Here is a 15,299-nt window from a genome sequence, read left to right as displayed (position 1 = left end):
TTGCGGTGTAGTGGTGCCGCGGGTGTGCGGCGGTCAGTAGTCGATGCCGAGATCGCGCAGTCCGGCGCGGTACAGCTCGACATTGGCGAGTTTGATGTCCTCGTAGCCGCGCACCACGTCGGGCAGTGCGGCGGCCGCGGTGGCGGTGTCGTAGTTCTCGGTGGTGAGGTCGTCGGCCAGGCCGTGCACCATGGCTGTGTAGTGGGCCAGCAGTTCGCGTTCGACCTTGCGAACGTGGGCGTAGCCGAAGGGGTCGAGCTTGGTGCCGCGCAGGAACTTGGCCTTGGCCAGAACCTTCAGCGTCACATGCGATTTCGGCTTGAGCCCGATCTTCTTGTCGCGACCCATCGCGCGCAGCACCGGCGGATGCAGCTTGTAGGTGAGCTTTTCACCGCCTGGTACCTGGGCTTGCACCTCGTCGAGGAATGCTGGGTCGACCAGTAGTCGGGCTACTTCGTATTCGTCCTTATAGGCGGTGAACTTGAACAGTCCACGTGCTACGGCCTCGCTGAAGTCGGTGTGCTCGGTGACGGAACGTTCTGCGGCCCAAGCGAGTTCGACAGTGTCGATGTACCGACGGGCAACCGCGGCGTTCTGATAGCCGATCAGCTGGCCTGCTCGCAGTTCCACGAGTCGGCGTACTTCACCCTCGAAGTTGGTGTGCGCCAGCAGTTCTGTGGGCACGACAGGGGTTCGTCGCGTGGGCTTGTCGACCGCCGCAGCGAACGCCGCCGGGTCGGCGATCGCGACACGTCCCCAGCGGAAGGCCGCGATGGTGGCATCCACCGCGACGCCGTTGATCCCGATGGCTTCCTCGATCGCCGCGACGGGCAGTCGCAGTCCGCCGGTCTGGACGGCGGCGCCGACGATCAGGAAGTTGGCTGCGGCGGTGTTGCCGAACAGGGTCTTGGCGGCCTCTAGCGCGTCGAAGTGATTGATCGAATTCGTCGCTGACGCAAGGCGATCCAGCAGTGCCTCCGTCGCGGGGTAGGCGACAGACTTGTCGTAGACCATGTCGCCGGTCGGGGTCTGGCTCGTCGACGCCACGGCCACGGTGCTGTTCGCATCACCGAACTGCAGATACTTGGGATCGGTGGCGGTGAGCAGGTCGACGGCCAGCAGGCAGTCCGCGCTGCCGGGGGTGAGCCGGTTGGCGGGCTCCAATTGTGTTGCGGCGAAACGCAGGTGGGACAGCACCGGACCGGCCTTCTGGCTCAGACCGATCTGATCCAGACTCTCGACCTCGTAGCCGGCACGCAGCGCGGCGGTGGCCAGCACCTGGTTCACCGTCACGATGCCGGTGCCGCCGATGCCGGCGATCAGTACGTTCTGCGTGCGCAGTGGCACGTCCACGCCCGGATCGGCCACGGCGGGCGGCTCGATCACCGTGCGGCGCTTGGCCTTTGCCGGGTCTACCTCCACCGTCACGAACGAGGGGCAGTCGCCGTCCAGGCAGCTGTAATCGGTATTGCACGAGGTCTGATCGATGCGGGTCTTGCGCCCGAACTCGGTGTCGACGGGCTGTACCGACAGGCAGTTCGACTTGGCACCGCAGTCACCGCAGCCCTCGCAGACGGCCTCGTTGATCACGACCCGCGTGTTGCGGACCGGCAGCGTGCCGCGCTTGCGCTGCCTGCGGGCGTCGGCCGCGCAGTGCTGGTCGTAGATCAGAACCGTGACGCCCTCGACGTCACGCAGCAGTTTTTGGGCCTCATCGAGCCGGTCGCGATGCCACAGCACCGTGCCCTTGGCCAGCGCTCGCTTGCTGTGCCGCTTCGGTTCATCGGCGCAGATGATGATCTTTCGGACACCCTCGGTGGTGAGCTTGTGGGTCAGCTGCGCGACGGTGAGCCCGCCCTCCACATCCTGGGCACCGGTCATCGCGACGACCTCGTTCCACAGCAGCTTGTAGGTGATGTTCACCCCGGCCGCGACGCACGCCTGGATGGCCAGCTGTCCGGAATGGAAGAACGTGCCGTCGCCGATGTTCTGGAACAGGTGCGGCACATCGGTGAACGGCGCCTGCCCGATCCACTGACTGCCCTCACCGCCCATCTGGGTGAGCCCGGTGACCGCACTGTCTGCGCGTCCGGACAGGGTGACCAGGGTGTGGCAGCCGATGCCGCCGCCGCCGATCGAGCCCTCGGGCAGGGCGGTGGAGCGGTTGTGCGGGCAGCCGCTGCAGAAGTAGGGGGTTCGCTTGGCGGAAAGCACTTCCAGCGAAAGAGCGGGTGGCGCTGCTCTTTTCAGTTCGACATGCTCGCGCAGCACCCGGCGCAACGGCGCCAGCAGGCGGCCCGCGGTGAGTTCGCCGTCGACCGGCATCAGTCGCGCGCCGCGCTCGTCCAGCTTGCCGAGCACGCGCGGCGCATCCGGTGTGCCGTACAGGATCTCGCGGACCTGGGTTTCGATGAACGCGGTCTTGTCTTCGACCACGATCAATTGCTCGAGTCCACGGGCGAACTCGGTGAGCGCGGTGGAACCGAGCGGATACGGCATGCCGATGCGCAGCAAGCGGATTCCGGCCCGGTGCATGGCGGCTTCGTCGACGCCGAGGTCCAGCAAGGCCTGGCTGACCGCATCGAAAGTGGTGCCGGTTGCGGCGATTCCGACCTTCGCCTCGGCCGGGTCTACTTCGATCACGTCTAGGGCATTGGCCGCGCCGTAAGCGTGCACCGTCGCCCAGCGCGGCCCGTACAGGTCCGCCTCGGCGAGCACGCTGTCGGTCGGCGCCGCCATCGGACGCTGCCGGTAGACGAAAGGCTTTCCCTCCCACTGGACTTCGGGCACGGTGACAGTCAGGTCGGCCACACCCGCGCCGATCGTCCAAGCCCCGTCGGCCACATCGGCGACGATCTTCAACGCCACCACGCAACCCGACGCCCGCGACATCGCGATGCCCTGCATACCCAGTGTGATGATCTCCTCGGCATTGCGCGGGAACAGCACCGGCACCCCCACCGCGGCCAGCGAACGTTCACTCACCGCGGGCACCGTCGACGACTTCGACGCCGGATCGTCGCCCACCAGCAGCAGCACTCCGCCGCGCGGATTCACGCCATACATATTGGCGTGCCGGATCGCGTCGGTCGCGCGGTCGACGCCGGGACCCTTGCCGTACCAAACCCCGATCACGCCGTCGTGAGTCGGCTGCCCGGCGGGCAGATCGGCCTGGCTGCCCCAGACCGAGGTGGCCGCGAGCTCTTCATTGAATCCAGGCACGAAGGTGATGTCGTGCTCACTGAGCACCGCCGGCATGCCGAGCAGCATCTTGTCGACTCCGCCCAGCGGGCTGCCCTGGTAACCGGAGACGAACGTGGCGACGCGACGACCGGCGCGGATATCGCGCACATGCTGTTCCACGAGCAACCGGGCGATGGCCTGGACGCCGGTCAGCAGAACGGGGCCCGCTCCGGAGCGATAGCGGTCGGCGAGGTCATAAGGGGCGGCCGGCTGTTGGGTAGTCGGACAAGCGACGGTGGTCATGTCGTATCACCACACTTTCCACAACCCAGGTCGTGAGCTGCGCAACGAAGGAAACTTGCTATCGGTGCTGCGCAATGTCTCGTGAAAGGGTGATCTGTGTCAACAGTCAGCCGAAAAGTTGATCAGACTGCTCAAAAGTGACCTACGCCACTGACCTAAAGGTGGCAATCTGCTCGATTCTCGGAGACCTACGTCACATCACGAGGGCTGGTCAGGTGATCGACCAACGGCAGGCTGCGGTACCCGATCGGCGTGGCCAACGCGAGCATCGTCTCGGTGTGTTTCACGCCCTCGATGGCGTGCACCCGCTGGATGATCTCCAAAAGATCCTGCTGCGACTGCGCCGCGATCCGCACCAACAGATCGGCGCGCCCCGTGGTCGCGTGCACCTCGAGCACATGCGGAAACCCACGCAACGTCTCGATAATCGGATCCATCTTGTTCTGATCCAGCTCGATCCCCAGAAACGCGTGCACCGCGAACCCGATCGCCTGCACATCGATATCGGGCGGATACCCCCGCACCGCCCCCGACGCTTCGAGCCGCTTCATCCGCGCCTGCACGGTATTGCGCGCCACCCCGAGCCGCTGCGCCAACTCGAGAATCGGCGCCCGCGGGTCGCGAGCCAACTCGGCGAGCAACGCCGCATCGAGCGCATCGAACTTGATGGTCATGAATGGATCTTGACACGCCGCCATCGAGGAATTTCCCCTCCGCGCGGCCGGCGGAGTCGGCGGATCGGTCAGCACCACCCGGCTTCGCGCGGACTCGGCCGTCAGGCGCGCGGACCGCGGGAATATTCGGTTACCGACGGCGGCTATCCTTTATCAGTCATGAAGTCGGCTTATTCGGGTCCGGTCAACGGTGCACCCAAGACGGTCTACCTCGATCACGCGGCGACCACTCCGATGTTGCCTGCCGCGGTCGAGGCGATGACGGCTGCCCTCGGGTCGGTCGGAAATGCCTCGTCACTGCACGGGTCGGGGCGGGCGGCGCGGCGGTCGCTGGAAGAGGCGCGCGAGTCGATCGCGGCTGATCTGGGGGCGCGGCCGTCGGAAGTGATCTTCACTTCCGGGGGGACCGAGAGCGACAATCTGGCGGTCAAGGGGATCTTCTGGGGGCGGCGCGCGGTTGATCCGCGGCGCACCAGGATTGTCACCAGCGCGGTCGAGCATCATGCGGTGCTGGACGCGGTGGAGTGGCTCGAGAAGCACGAGGGCGCGCAGGTCAGCTGGTTGCCGGTCGACGAGGCGGGCGTGGTTTCGCCGCAGGTGCTGCGCGCGGAGCTCGCCGCGCACGGTGACGAGGTCGCGCTGGTCAGTGTGATGTGGGCCAACAACGAGGTCGGCACCATCGAACCGATCGCCGAATTGGCCGCTGTGGCACAGGAATTCGAGATTCCGATGCACAGTGACGCCATTCAGGCCGTGACGCAGGTTCCCCTCGATTTCGCCGCGAGTGGACTGGCTGCGCTCAGCGTGGCCGGGCACAAGGTCGGCGGTCCGCACGGGATCGGTGTGCTGCTGTTGGGTCGGCAGGTGCCGTGTGTGCCGTTGGTGCACGGTGGTGGACACGAGCGTGATCTGCGATCGGGGACGTCGGATGTGGCCGCGGCGATCGGGCTGGCCGCTGCCCTGCGCGACGCGGTCAGTGAGCTGCCCGCGCGTGCCGAGCGGTTGAGTGCGCTGCGCGATCAGCTGATCGCCGGTGTGTTGGCCGCGGTGCCCGACGCGGTGCTCAACGGTCCGGCGGATCGACTGCCCGGCAATGCCCACTTCACGTTCCCCGGTTGCGAGGGCGATTCGCTGCTGATGCTGCTCGACGCGGCCGGTATCGAATGCTCGACCGGTTCGGCCTGCAACGCGGGTGTCGCCTCGCCCAGCCATGTGCTGATCGCGATGGGTGTGCAACCGTGGCAGGCGCGCAGTTCGCTGCGCTTCACACTCGGTCATACGTCGACCGAGTCCGATGTCGAAACATTGTTGACCGTGCTCCCGCAGGTCATCGATCGGGCCAGGGCCGCTGGCCTGGCCGGCGCTAGAGGAGGTGCCCGATGAGAGTTCTCGCCGCGATGAGTGGTGGTGTCGATTCCGCGGTGGCCGCGGCGCGGGCCGTGGACGCCGGTCACGAGGTGGTCGGGGTGCATTTGGCGCTGTCGGCCAACCCCGGAACCCTGCGTACCGGGTCGCGTGGTTGCTGCTCCAAGGAGGACGCCGGTGACGCGCGTCGCGCCGCCGATGTGCTCGGAATCCCGTTCTACGTCTGGGATTTCGCGGATCGGTTCAAAGAGGACGTGATCGACGATTTCGTCGCCGCGTACGCCGCGGGGGAGACCCCGAACCCGTGCCTGCGCTGCAACGAGAAGATCAAGTTCTCGGCGCTGGCCGATCGTGCCGCGGCACTGGGCTTCGACGCGGTCGTCACCGGGCACTACGCCCGACTCGACGACGGTGTGCTGCGTCGCGCCGTCGACGCCGACAAGGACCAGTCCTACGTGCTGGCGGTGCTTACCGCCGAGCAGCTCGCGCGGGCGATGTTCCCGGTCGGTGACACCCCGAAGCCGCGCATCCGCGAAGAAGCGGCCGAGCGTGGGCTGGCCGTGGCGAACAAGCCCGACAGCCACGACATCTGCTTCATTCCCTCCGGCGATACGCGCGCGTTCCTCGGCGCCAAGATCGGCATCCGTCCGGGCGCGTTGGTCGATTCCGACGGCACGGTGCTCGGCAAGCACGAGGGTGTGCACGGATTCACCGTCGGCCAGCGCAAGGGTCTCGGCCTGAGCCACACCGCCGCCGACGGCAAGCCGCGCTACGTGACCGGGATCGACCCCGATTCGGGGACGGTCAAGGTGGGTTCGGTCGAGGATCTGCAGGTCGACACGATTTCCGCCGACCGGGCGATCTGGACTTCCGGCGTCCGGCCGACCGGGTCTGTCGAGTGCGTTGTGCAGGTTCGTGCGCACGGCGGCACCGCGCCCGCCGTGGTCGAGCCGCAGGGTGACGGGTTCGTGGCCCGCCTCGGTGAGCCGCTCACCGGTGTCGCGAAGGGGCAGGCCATCGTGCTGTATCTCCCCGATGTCGAGGGTGGCGACACGGTGATCGGTAGTGGCACGATCAACGGCACCGACCGCGCCGAACTCGCCGCCGACGTTTCGGCCTGATCACCTGCCGGATCAGCCCGCACCGACTTGGTGTGGGCTGACATTCGATGAATCGAAAGGTGTTGAGCGCGTGACACTCTGGCGAAGCGAGTATTCCCGGGAGACCGCGGCACCGGAGCCGGTCGAGCTGCTCGTCGGCGGCATCGCCACCGGCGTCGGCTCGTGGCCCGGCACCGACCCGCTCGAAGCCGCCGCCACGATCATCGGCGAACTCCCGGCCCTTCCGCACCTGGTCGAACTGCCCGAGCGCGGCATCGGCGCCGACATGATCGGCCGGGTCTCGGCCCTGCTGGTCGACCTGCGTTTCGATTCCACCACCCGCGGCTACCGGCTCGCCGACCGCCGCACCAACGTCTCACGCCGCGCCCGCGACTTCCTGCAGGCCGACCTCGACGCACTCGAAGAGGCGTGGGAGACAGCGGGTTTGGCCGGGACCGGCCACGTGATCAAGATCCAGTCGGCAGGGCCACTCACCCTCGCCGCGGAAGTCGAACTCCCCGGCGGCCATCGGATCCTGACCGATCACGGTGCGGTGCGCGATCTTTCGGAGTCCCTCGCCGAAGGACTGTCCCGGCACGCCGCCGAAATCCGTAAGCGATTGGGCGCCGAGGTGATCATCCAGCTCGACGAACCCCAGCTCGACACCGTCCTCGAGGGCGCGCTGCAGGGCCCGAGCATCCTGAACACCATCCGCGCCCTCCCGGAACCGGATGCCTTGCACATCCTCGACACCGTCATCAACGCCCAGTCCGCCCCGGTCCTGTTGCACACCTGCGCATCTCGCCCCCGACTCACCACGCTGGGTCGCACGGCGGCGGCCGCGATCTCCTTCGACGCTTCGACGATCACCACCGCCGACCTCGACGCTCTCGGCGAGATCATCGACTCGGGCAAGAAGATCGCCCTCGGCCTCACCCCGGCCGAACCGCCCACCGCTCCCATCACCTGGCGTGACGTCGCCGAGCCTGCCGCCCGTCTCATCGACCGCCTCGGCTTCCCCCGGACCACCCTGTCCACCCAAATCCTGGTCACACCGGCCTGCGGACTCGCCGCGGCACCGCTTTCGTGGGCCCGCAAAGCTCTCGCCCTCAGCGCCGACGTCGCCCGCGCCTTCACCGAAGACCCCGAATGGTCGCCGCAGTAGCGTCGCGCTGAGCGGTCGCTGGCACGAAAGCCGCCGAGGCGGAAGAACTCGGCGTGCAGATCCTCGACGGGGACGGCTTCGGCTACTGCTCGACACCGGACCGCTGGCGGTGCGCCCGGATTCGGCCGAGCGACACCAGCGCTGGTGAATCAGGAACGCGGACAGCGGAATCGGGCCGTCTGACTACACTGGCCGTAGACCTGTTCGAGGAGAGGCATGGGGGCGGAGTGGTTCAGCTCGTAGAGGGCCAGACCTTCGCCGACTACACGATCGAGGGAACGCTCGGCAAGGGCGGCATGGGCAGTGTCTACCTGGCCCGACATCCCCGGCTCGAGCGTCGGATCGCGCTCAAACTGCTCGCGCCAGAGGTGTCGTCCGATGCCGACCTACGACGGCGATTCGAGCAGGAAGCGCAGGCGATCGCGCGCCTGGACCATCCGAGCATCGTCGGTATCCACGATCGCGGGATGCACGAGGGGCAACTGTGGATCGCCATGCAATACGTGCAGGGCACCGATGCCTCGGCGCTCGATCCGCGAGATGTCGGGGTGCGCCGGGCATTGCGGATCGTCGCCGAGACGGCGTCCGCGCTCGACTACGCCCACAGTCGCGCGGTGCTGCATCGCGACGTGAAACCCGCCAACATCCTGTTGTCCGCGCCTGACACCGGTCGTGACGAGCGGGCGGTGCTCACCGATTTCGGCATCGCCCGCCTGCTCGATGCCACCACCGAACTCACTGCCACCGGAATGGTCACCGCCACTGTGGCTTTCGCGTCCCCCGAACAGCTCGGCGGTACCCCGGTCGATCACCGTGCCGACCAATACTCGCTGGCCTGCACACTGTTCGCGTTGCTCACCGGACGGCCCCCTTTCGCCGGGCGCGGCCCCGGTGAGATCGTCGCTGCCCACTTGGGGCAGCCGTTGCCCGCGCTGAGTCGGCTTCGAAACGATGCCCCGGCACAACTCGACGAGGTGATCGCTCGCGCCACGGCCAAACGCCGCGAGGACCGCTTCGCCAACTGCACAGAATTCTCGGCCGCCGCCGTCGCGGCAGTCGACGGGGCATCGATGGACGCGCGGCGGGCACCCACGCGGGTCGCGCCCCACGAGCAGGTGACGGCGTCCGCCCGGTCGGTGCCGCGCGAATCGCCCGGGCCACGGGAACAGTCCGCGGCGATGGCGCGACCCGCACCGCCCGCGATGCGCGGCCCGCGGCCTGCCCACCCGGCGTCGTTCCCACTGCCGCAGGACAGGGTCGCGCCAGGGGGCCGATCCGCGAGGCAACCGTCCGCGCCACGCACCCCGCCTCGGGTACGGCCGGACGAACGGGTGCGGTCCGACCAACAGACGCGATCGGATGAACGGGTGCGGTCGGACGAGCGGGAGCGGCCGGATCGGTCGGTGGCACGCTCCGCTTCGGTGTCCCGGGATTCGCGCGCGCCGCGTCAGGCCGGATCCGAACTTGCCCAGCGAAACCCGGTCCGCCGCTCGACGCGGTCAAGTCGGGTGGTCATCGCACTGAGTTGCGTCGCGCTCGCCGGTGGCCTGTACGCGGCTTTCGGGGCGTACCGACTGTGGGCGCAGATCCGCGCGAGGGACGAAGGTGGGCCCTCGTATCAGATGACCGGTGGGTACGGTCCGCTGCCGGTCGAGTATCTCGCTGTGTTGACCGTGGGGGTGGCCGCCGTCGCGGTCCTGTTGTCGATCGGCGCGGCCGGACTGCTGGCGAGGAAGGGATTCGGCCGGTGGGCGGTTGCCCTCGGCAGCGCCGGTCTGGTCGGGATCACGATCTTGCAGTCGCTGCAACTGTACTCGTGGGATCTGAAGTTCAAGATCCTGCGGGACACCACCATCGATCCGTACGTCCCCGACGTGCCCGGCGCCGTGGTCTACAGCATCGTGGCGATCACCGCCGTGACAACAGGATTGATGGCGCTGTGGCGGCACCCGGGCCGGTGACCGGCCGCGCGACGGTCAGTTGGCGGTGACGGTGACCGTGTTGCCGATCTGGGTCTTCATGTCGAAGGACGCGCACTGGCCGTTGCTCAGTTCCTGGGTGCGCAGGGGGCGCTTCTTGATGTTGGTGCGGATCTCGACGGTCACGTCGGTGCCCGACATCGAGCAGACCTTCGACACGGGGGCGTCGGTGTAGGACACCGAGCCGGCGCCCTGGCAGGAGTTGGTCGAGTTCCCCAGGAACACGCGGGCGGTGCCGGTGGGGCACGGGTCGGCCATTGCGCTGGGTGCGGTCAACAGGGCGGCGGGAACCAGTGTTCCAGCCGTCGCCGCCGCAACGATCACTCCGCGAACCATCATCCGAACCGCCATCACGCGCACCTGTCCTCATCGCCGAACGTCCACACCGCGACATGCCAGCCGCAGTGCCCAGCACCTTAGTCCTTCCGGCCGTGTCCCGCCCGACCATCGCCACACCCGGCACCGTGCGCTGACCTCGCCACGCCCGACCGCCTGCCGCGTCGGTAAGTCCTACCGTCCCTTAGTCTTGCCAAGAATCTCGGAGAGGCGGACCCTTGCTGCGCAGTTTTCAGGTGACCAACCATGGATCGTTGGCGCAGGCTCAGCAGTTGCGGCTGACGAAGGGGGGCGGGCCGCTGGCGGTGCCGGTCACGGCCGTGCACGGGGTGGCGGCTTCGGGGAAGACGAGCTTGATCGACGCGCTCGGGCAGATGCGCGACGCGGTGTTGCATTCGGTGAGCGGGTGGGATCCGTACGCGGGGCCGGTGCGGCGACCGCATCTCGGGTTCGCTGATCAGCCAACGGAATTCGTGGCCGGGTTCGTCGCGGAGGGCGTGCCCTACACCTATGGGTTCCGGCTCGACAACGCCGATGTGGTCGCGGAGTGGTTGCATACGCATCCGCGGTCGCGCAAGCGGATCGTGTTCGAGCGTGAAGACGACGAGGTGAAGATCGGGCCGATGTTCGAAGCGGCCCGGTACGGGGTGGCGGCGTTGGTGCCGTTGTTGCGGCCCAACGCGTTGCTGTTGAGTTTGGCCGGGCAGATGTACGCGGAGGCGTTGGTGCCCGCCTATCGGTGGTTCGCCGCGAATCTTGTTGTGCAGCAGGGTGATATCGACAGCGATGCGCTCGCCCATGACCTCGGCAGTCACATCTCGCGTTCGCCCGACAATGCCGCGCGGCTGCTGATGCTGTTGCGCACGGCTGATCTGGGGATCGAGGATCTGCTTGTCGCCGAACATGATCCGATGTACGCCGATTACCTGCGTGACCTCGATGCCGAAATCGGCGCGTTGGCAGGGCATCTCGATCGTGGTGACGCCGATCCGATTCTGGTGGAACGTGAGCTCAGCACGTTGCGTGCGGCGCGGGACGCGCTGTACCGGCGGATGGTGGACCGTCGCGGCGCGGGCCTGAGTCTGGTGCACGAGGGCATCGACGTGCCGTTCGAACTGGCCGATGAATCCACCGCCACCCGCTCGCTGCTGCGTGTGCTGCCCGCCATGCTGGAAGCTCTCGACACCGGTCAGGTGCTCGCGGTCGACGATCTCGGTGCGGGCCTGCCGGTGGAGGAGACCGATCGCCTGGTCCAACTGTTCCAGAACCCCGAGACCAATGCCCGTGGCGCGCAACTGATCTACACCACTGCCAACCGCACCCTGATCGACCGCGGCAACGGGCGCTCGCAGCGCACCCGCACCGCGGTGTGGCAGGTGCGGCGGGAGTCGGGCGTCAGCGAGCTCACGCCGCTGTAGACCGGCGTAATCGACCAATCGGCCGTCCGCTACCCCCGATTTTCGACCCAACGGCGACGAAGTGGACGAAAATGCCGGGGCATAGCATGAGCGCATGCTCGAAGTGGTGATGGCGGTCGCGATGGTGACGATGCTGGCGGTGACGATCGGCGCCGTTGTCGCCGGACGGTCCGGCCGGCCGAGGGCGAGCCTGGAACACGGCTCGCTGTACATCACCGGCGTCAGCCCGCTGCCCGAGATGACCGGCGAGCACTACGTGACGATCACCGGCACCATCACCGGCCCCACGATCACCGGCAAGGTCGTCTACCGCCGCTTCGCCTGGGACGCCGCCCACTGGCCCGCCATTGGCGACCACCTCACCATCGCCTACCCACCCCACAACCCCGACAACTGGCACGCCGACCACCCGGGACTTCGCCCCTACCTGGGCTCCTGAATCGGGCCTGGCGGGTTTTCCGTCGCATTCGTAGCGAGTTACTCCGGGTGCGGTCGGGGTCACATTTGTTCGGGTGCGATCATGCCTGGATGCATGGCAACCACGACCGAGCCGGACTGTTGATCCGTTCCGCTCATCCTGACGAGTACGACGCGATCGCCGCGCTGACCGTTGAGGTGTATGTAGGGGACGGGTACGTCACCGATGGGGACGACTATGTGCGCGAACTCGCTGATGTCGGGCATCGGGCGGCGGAGGCCGAGGTGCTTGTCGCCGTGCACGAGGGGCAGGTTGTCGGGTCGTTGACTGTGGCCAGGCCCGGTACGCCTTATGCGGAGATCGCGCGGCCGGGGGAGCTCGAGTTCCGGATGCTGGCTGTGTCGAAGCAGGCGCGGGGGCTCGGGGTTGGTACCGAGCTGGTGCGCGCTGTCATCGACGAGGCGAAAACGGGTGGGTACGAAGCGGTGGCGTTGACCACCATGTTCTCGATGGTCGACGCGCATCGGCTGTATGAGCGGCTGGGGTTTGTCGCTGTGCCGGAACGCAATTGGGCCACCCATGACGGGTTGCAGCTGTTCGTGATGCGACTTGCCTTGAGCTGACGGCTGACTCGCGGCGGCAGTCTTCGGTCAGTTCAGGACGGTCGCCACGATGCCCGCGAGGTAACCGAGTCGGGCTACCTCCGACGGGCGGAAGTCCGGCCCACCGGGTCGGCCGAGCAGCAGTGCCTTGCCCGTGCTGCCCAGCGGAGCGGCGGCGAGTTTGGTGTCCATGTCGCGCCAGATCTGCGGCACCCACTCGGCGTCACCGTCGAGCCACAGCGGCTTCTGGATCGGCATCCAGGGGGCTGAACCCGCTTGTGTCTCAGGCGCACTCGGGCTGCCCACGATCCGGTACGCGCCGGTGGGCCCCATGCCGATGATCGTGGACCAGCCCACGCGCAGCACGCGGGGGCAGCCGTCGACCAGGACCTGGAGGCGGTCGTCGCGGGCGCTGGCGACCTGATCGATCAGCTCGAGCTCGCGGTGGGTGTCGAGTACGCCGGAGTACGGGCGGATCGAGTCCACGCTCACATCGCGCACGGATTCCGCGGCGGTGATCAGGGTGTCGGGCAGTGCGCCGGTGGGCACTTCCACGACCAGATCGTCGATGGCGAAACCGGCGCCGCGTTCCACGACGTCCAGCGAGAGAATGTCCGCGCCGACCCCGCCGAGGGCGAGTGCGAGGGAGCCGAGGCTTCCCGGTCGATCCGGAAGTTGCACGCGGAGCAGGTATGACACGTGCGTTCCTTTCCTTGCCGGCCGGGGCTGTTCGAGACGAATACCCGGTGAAGCAATACTTACACCCCTGAACGCGGGTTATCGACCCGAAGTATGACCCCATCGACGCGACATGCGCGAACTTTCGTGTGAGGCGGGTGCGTCCGACGTCTGGGACGGGCGCGTCAAAACCTGTCGGCGCGGCCAATTAGGCTGTACCGACTACTGCCCACCGAAGCCGAAAGGGGTCCCGCGGTGCCCGCAATCTCCCGTGACGAGGTCGCTCACCTCGCCCGGCTGTCCCGGCTGGCGTTGACCGACGCCGAACTCGACCAGTTCGCCGGTCAGCTGGATTCGATCCTCAGCCACGTGCAGACCATTACCGAGGTCGCCGCCGACGTCCCCGCCACCGCGTCGCCGAACCCGACGACCAATGTGACCAGGCCCGATGTGGTCATCCCGGGCCTGACCCCCGAGCAGGCGCTGGACCAGGCGCCTGCGGTGGAAGAACAGCGTTTCCTGGTCCCGCAGATTCTGGGAGAGGGCGAATGACGGATTTGACGCAGCTGTCGGCGGCGCAGCTGGCGAGCAAGATCCACGGCGGCGAGGTGTCCTCGACCGAGGTCACCCAGGCGCATCTGGACCGCATCGGCAAGGTCGACGGCGAACTGAACGCCTTCCTGCACGTGGCCGGTGACGAAGCTCTCGCCGCGGCTGCTGTGGTGGACGCGTCGCTGGCCGCGGGGGAGACGCCCGCCTCGTCGCTGGCGGGAGTTCCGTTGGCGCTCAAGGACGTTTTCACCACCACCGACATGCCGACCACGGCCGCCTCGAAGATCCTCGAAGGCTGGATGTCGCCGTACGACGCCACGGTCACCGCGCGGCTGCGCGCCGCGGGCATCCCGATTCTGGGCAAGACCAACATGGACGAGTTCGCGATGGGTTCGTCCACCGAGAACTCCGCCTACGGCCCGACCCGCAACCCGTGGGACACCACCCGCATCCCCGGTGGCTCCGGTGGCGGTTCGGCGGCGGCGCTGGCCTCGTTCCAGGCGCCGCTTGCCATCGGCACCGATACCGGTGGCTCGATTCGTCAGCCCGCCGCGGTCACCGCCACGGTCGGCGTCAAGCCCACCTACGGCACCGTGTCCCGGTACGGCCTGATCGCGTGCGCGTCGTCGCTGGATCAGGGTGGCCCGTGTGGTCGCACCGTGCTGGACACCGCGCTGCTGCACGAGGTGATCGCCGGGCACGACCCGCGCGACTCCACCTCGCGCGATGTGCCGGTCGCGCCGGTCGTGCAGGCCGCGCTGCAGGGCGCCAACGGTGACCTGACCGGTGTGCGGGTCGGTGTGGTGCGCGAATTGCATTCCGACAGTTACCAATCCGGCGTGCTGGCCTCCTTCGATGCCGCGGTCGCGGTGCTGAAGGAACTGGGCGCCGAGGTGATCGAGGTGTCGTGCCCGAGCTTCGAGTACGCGCTGTCCTCGTACTACCTGGTGATGCCGTCGGAGGTGTCGTCGAACCTGGCGCGCTTCGACGCCATGCGCTACGGCCTGCGCGTCGGCGACGACGGTAGCCACAGCGCCGACCAGGTGATGTCGGCGACCCGCGAGGCCGGTTTCGGCCCGGAGGTCAAGCGCCGCATCATGATCGGCACCTACGCGTTGTCGGCGGGCTACTACGACGCCTACTACGGTCAGGCGCTGAAGGTCCGCACGATGATCGCGCGCGACTTCGACGCGGCCTACGAGAAGGTCGACGTGCTCGTCTCGCCGACCAGCCCGTTCACGCCGTGGAAGCTGGGCGAGAAGGTCGACGATCCGCTGGCCATGTACCTGTCGGATCTGTGCACGTTGCCCACCAACCTGGCGGGGCATCCCGGCATGTCGGTGCCGTCGGGTCTGTCGGCCGACGACAACCTGCCGGTGGGTCTGCAGATCATGGCACCCGCGTTGGCCGACGACCGCCTGTACCGGGTCGGTGCTGCCTACGAGGTGGCGCGCGGGGCGCTGCCGACGCCTGGCGCGGTCTGAGAAAAGCTGTCCCGAAGCGGGGCGTATCGGGCTGAAACAGCC

General features: G+C 67.7%; 13 protein-coding genes. 9 read left to right on the top strand and 4 right to left on the bottom strand.

The features are described from left to right. Window positions 1-33 precede the first annotated feature (33 nt). Window positions 34-3,486 (bottom strand): indolepyruvate ferredoxin oxidoreductase family protein, encoded by a 3,453-nt coding sequence (locus tag ACFWU5_RS02365; RefSeq protein WP_379265880.1) that lies wholly within the window; start codon window positions 3,484-3,486, stop codon window positions 34-36. Between the two features lie 188 nt (window positions 3,487-3,674). After that, window positions 3,675-4,160: an Lrp/AsnC family transcriptional regulator gene (locus ACFWU5_RS02360; RefSeq protein ID WP_379265879.1), complete on the bottom strand. Its 486-nt coding sequence runs from the start codon at window positions 4,158-4,160 to the stop codon at window positions 3,675-3,677. A 159-nt stretch (window positions 4,161-4,319) separates the two neighbouring features. Here ACFWU5_RS02360 and ACFWU5_RS02355 point away from each other — a divergent pair, with 159 nt between their 5' ends. From ACFWU5_RS02355 to ACFWU5_RS02340, 4 genes are all read left to right on the top strand, one after another. Beyond that, a complete protein-coding gene (locus tag ACFWU5_RS02355) occupies window positions 4,320-5,543 on the top strand; it encodes a cysteine desulfurase family protein (RefSeq protein ID WP_379265878.1) in 1,224 nt (407 codons plus the stop codon). Continuing rightward, window positions 5,540-6,646, top strand: coding sequence for a tRNA 2-thiouridine(34) synthase MnmA (gene mnmA / locus ACFWU5_RS02350; RefSeq protein WP_379265877.1), 1,107 nt, complete (start codon window positions 5,540-5,542; stop codon window positions 6,644-6,646). Before ACFWU5_RS02355 ends, mnmA begins: the two co-directional genes overlap by 4 nt. A gap of 70 nt (window positions 6,647-6,716) precedes the next feature. Beyond that, window positions 6,717-7,790 carry a methionine synthase gene (locus ACFWU5_RS02345; RefSeq protein WP_379265876.1) on the top strand — a complete coding sequence of 358 codons (1,074 nt, stop codon included), beginning with the start codon at window positions 6,717-6,719 and terminating at the stop codon, window positions 7,788-7,790. Between the two features lie 227 nt (window positions 7,791-8,017). Beyond that, the gene (locus ACFWU5_RS02340; protein WP_379265875.1) at window positions 8,018-9,751 is read left to right on the top strand and encodes a protein kinase; all 1,734 of its coding nucleotides are present in this window, start codon (window positions 8,018-8,020) and stop codon (window positions 9,749-9,751) included. 15 nt (window positions 9,752-9,766) lie between these two features. On the opposite strand, the gene ACFWU5_RS02335 is transcribed toward ACFWU5_RS02340, so the two are convergent. Continuing rightward, window positions 9,767-10,120 carry a hypothetical protein gene (locus ACFWU5_RS02335; RefSeq protein ID WP_379240515.1) on the bottom strand — a complete coding sequence of 118 codons (354 nt, stop codon included), beginning with the start codon at window positions 10,118-10,120 and terminating at the stop codon, window positions 9,767-9,769. A gap of 203 nt (window positions 10,121-10,323) precedes the next feature. On the opposite strand from ACFWU5_RS02335, the gene ACFWU5_RS02330 reads away from it, so the two are divergent. From ACFWU5_RS02330 to ACFWU5_RS02320, 3 genes are all read left to right on the top strand, one after another. After that, entirely contained in the window at window positions 10,324-11,523 is a 1,200-nt protein-coding gene (locus ACFWU5_RS02330; RefSeq protein WP_379265874.1) for an ATP/GTP-binding protein, read from the top strand. A gap of 94 nt (window positions 11,524-11,617) precedes the next feature. Next, on the top strand, window positions 11,618-11,962 hold the full coding sequence (locus tag ACFWU5_RS02325) for a hypothetical protein (RefSeq protein ID WP_379265873.1): 345 nt from the start codon (window positions 11,618-11,620) through the stop codon (window positions 11,960-11,962). Between the two features lie 89 nt (window positions 11,963-12,051). Further along, a complete protein-coding gene (locus ACFWU5_RS02320) occupies window positions 12,052-12,564 on the top strand; it encodes a GNAT family N-acetyltransferase (RefSeq protein WP_379265872.1) in 513 nt (170 codons plus the stop codon). Between the two features lie 27 nt (window positions 12,565-12,591). Here the strand turns inward: ACFWU5_RS02320 and ACFWU5_RS02315 are convergent, their stop codons facing one another. Then, complete coding sequence (locus ACFWU5_RS02315; RefSeq protein WP_379265871.1) at window positions 12,592-13,242, bottom strand: amino acid-binding protein; 651 nt, start codon at window positions 13,240-13,242, stop codon at window positions 12,592-12,594. Between the two features lie 234 nt (window positions 13,243-13,476). On the opposite strand from ACFWU5_RS02315, the gene gatC reads away from it, so the two are divergent. Next, window positions 13,477-13,773 carry an Asp-tRNA(Asn)/Glu-tRNA(Gln) amidotransferase subunit GatC gene (gene gatC, locus ACFWU5_RS02310; protein ID WP_266291832.1) on the top strand — a complete coding sequence of 99 codons (297 nt, stop codon included), beginning with the start codon at window positions 13,477-13,479 and terminating at the stop codon, window positions 13,771-13,773. Continuing rightward, the gene (gene gatA, locus ACFWU5_RS02305) at window positions 13,770-15,257 is read left to right on the top strand and encodes an Asp-tRNA(Asn)/Glu-tRNA(Gln) amidotransferase subunit GatA (protein ID WP_379265870.1); all 1,488 of its coding nucleotides are present in this window, start codon (window positions 13,770-13,772) and stop codon (window positions 15,255-15,257) included. The genes gatC and gatA overlap by 4 nt, the downstream gene beginning before the upstream one ends. Window positions 15,258-15,299: the final 42 nt, after the last annotated feature.

This window comes from Nocardia sp. NPDC058640, assembly GCF_042716995.1.
Classification (GTDB): Bacteria; Actinomycetota; Actinomycetes; order Mycobacteriales; family Mycobacteriaceae; genus Nocardia.
The sequence above is the reverse complement of the archived record's forward strand: the minus strand, read 5'-3'. Positions and strand labels throughout refer to the sequence as shown.

Bases quoted from the DNA above. Each gene is read 5' to 3' on its own strand.
- mnmA (WP_379265877.1), top strand. From the start codon at position 5,540: ATGAGAGTTCTCGCCGCGATGAGTGGTGGTGTCGATTCCGCGGTGGCC.
- ACFWU5_RS02320 (WP_379265872.1), top strand. From the start codon at position 12,052: ATGCATGGCAACCACGACCGAGCCGGACTGTTGATCCGTTCCGCTCAT.
- ACFWU5_RS02360 (WP_379265879.1), bottom strand. From the start codon at position 4,160: ATGACCATCAAGTTCGATGCGCTCGATGCGGCGTTGCTCGCCGAGTTG.
- ACFWU5_RS02365 (WP_379265880.1), bottom strand. From the start codon at position 3,486: ATGACCACCGTCGCTTGTCCGACTACCCAACAGCCGGCCGCCCCTTAT.
- gatA (WP_379265870.1), top strand. From the start codon at position 13,770: ATGACGGATTTGACGCAGCTGTCGGCGGCGCAGCTGGCGAGCAAGATC.
- ACFWU5_RS02335 (WP_379240515.1), bottom strand. From the start codon at position 10,120: ATGGCGGTTCGGATGATGGTTCGCGGAGTGATCGTTGCGGCGGCGACG.
- ACFWU5_RS02325 (WP_379265873.1), top strand. From the start codon at position 11,618: ATGCTCGAAGTGGTGATGGCGGTCGCGATGGTGACGATGCTGGCGGTG.
- ACFWU5_RS02355 (WP_379265878.1), top strand. From the start codon at position 4,320: ATGAAGTCGGCTTATTCGGGTCCGGTCAACGGTGCACCCAAGACGGTC.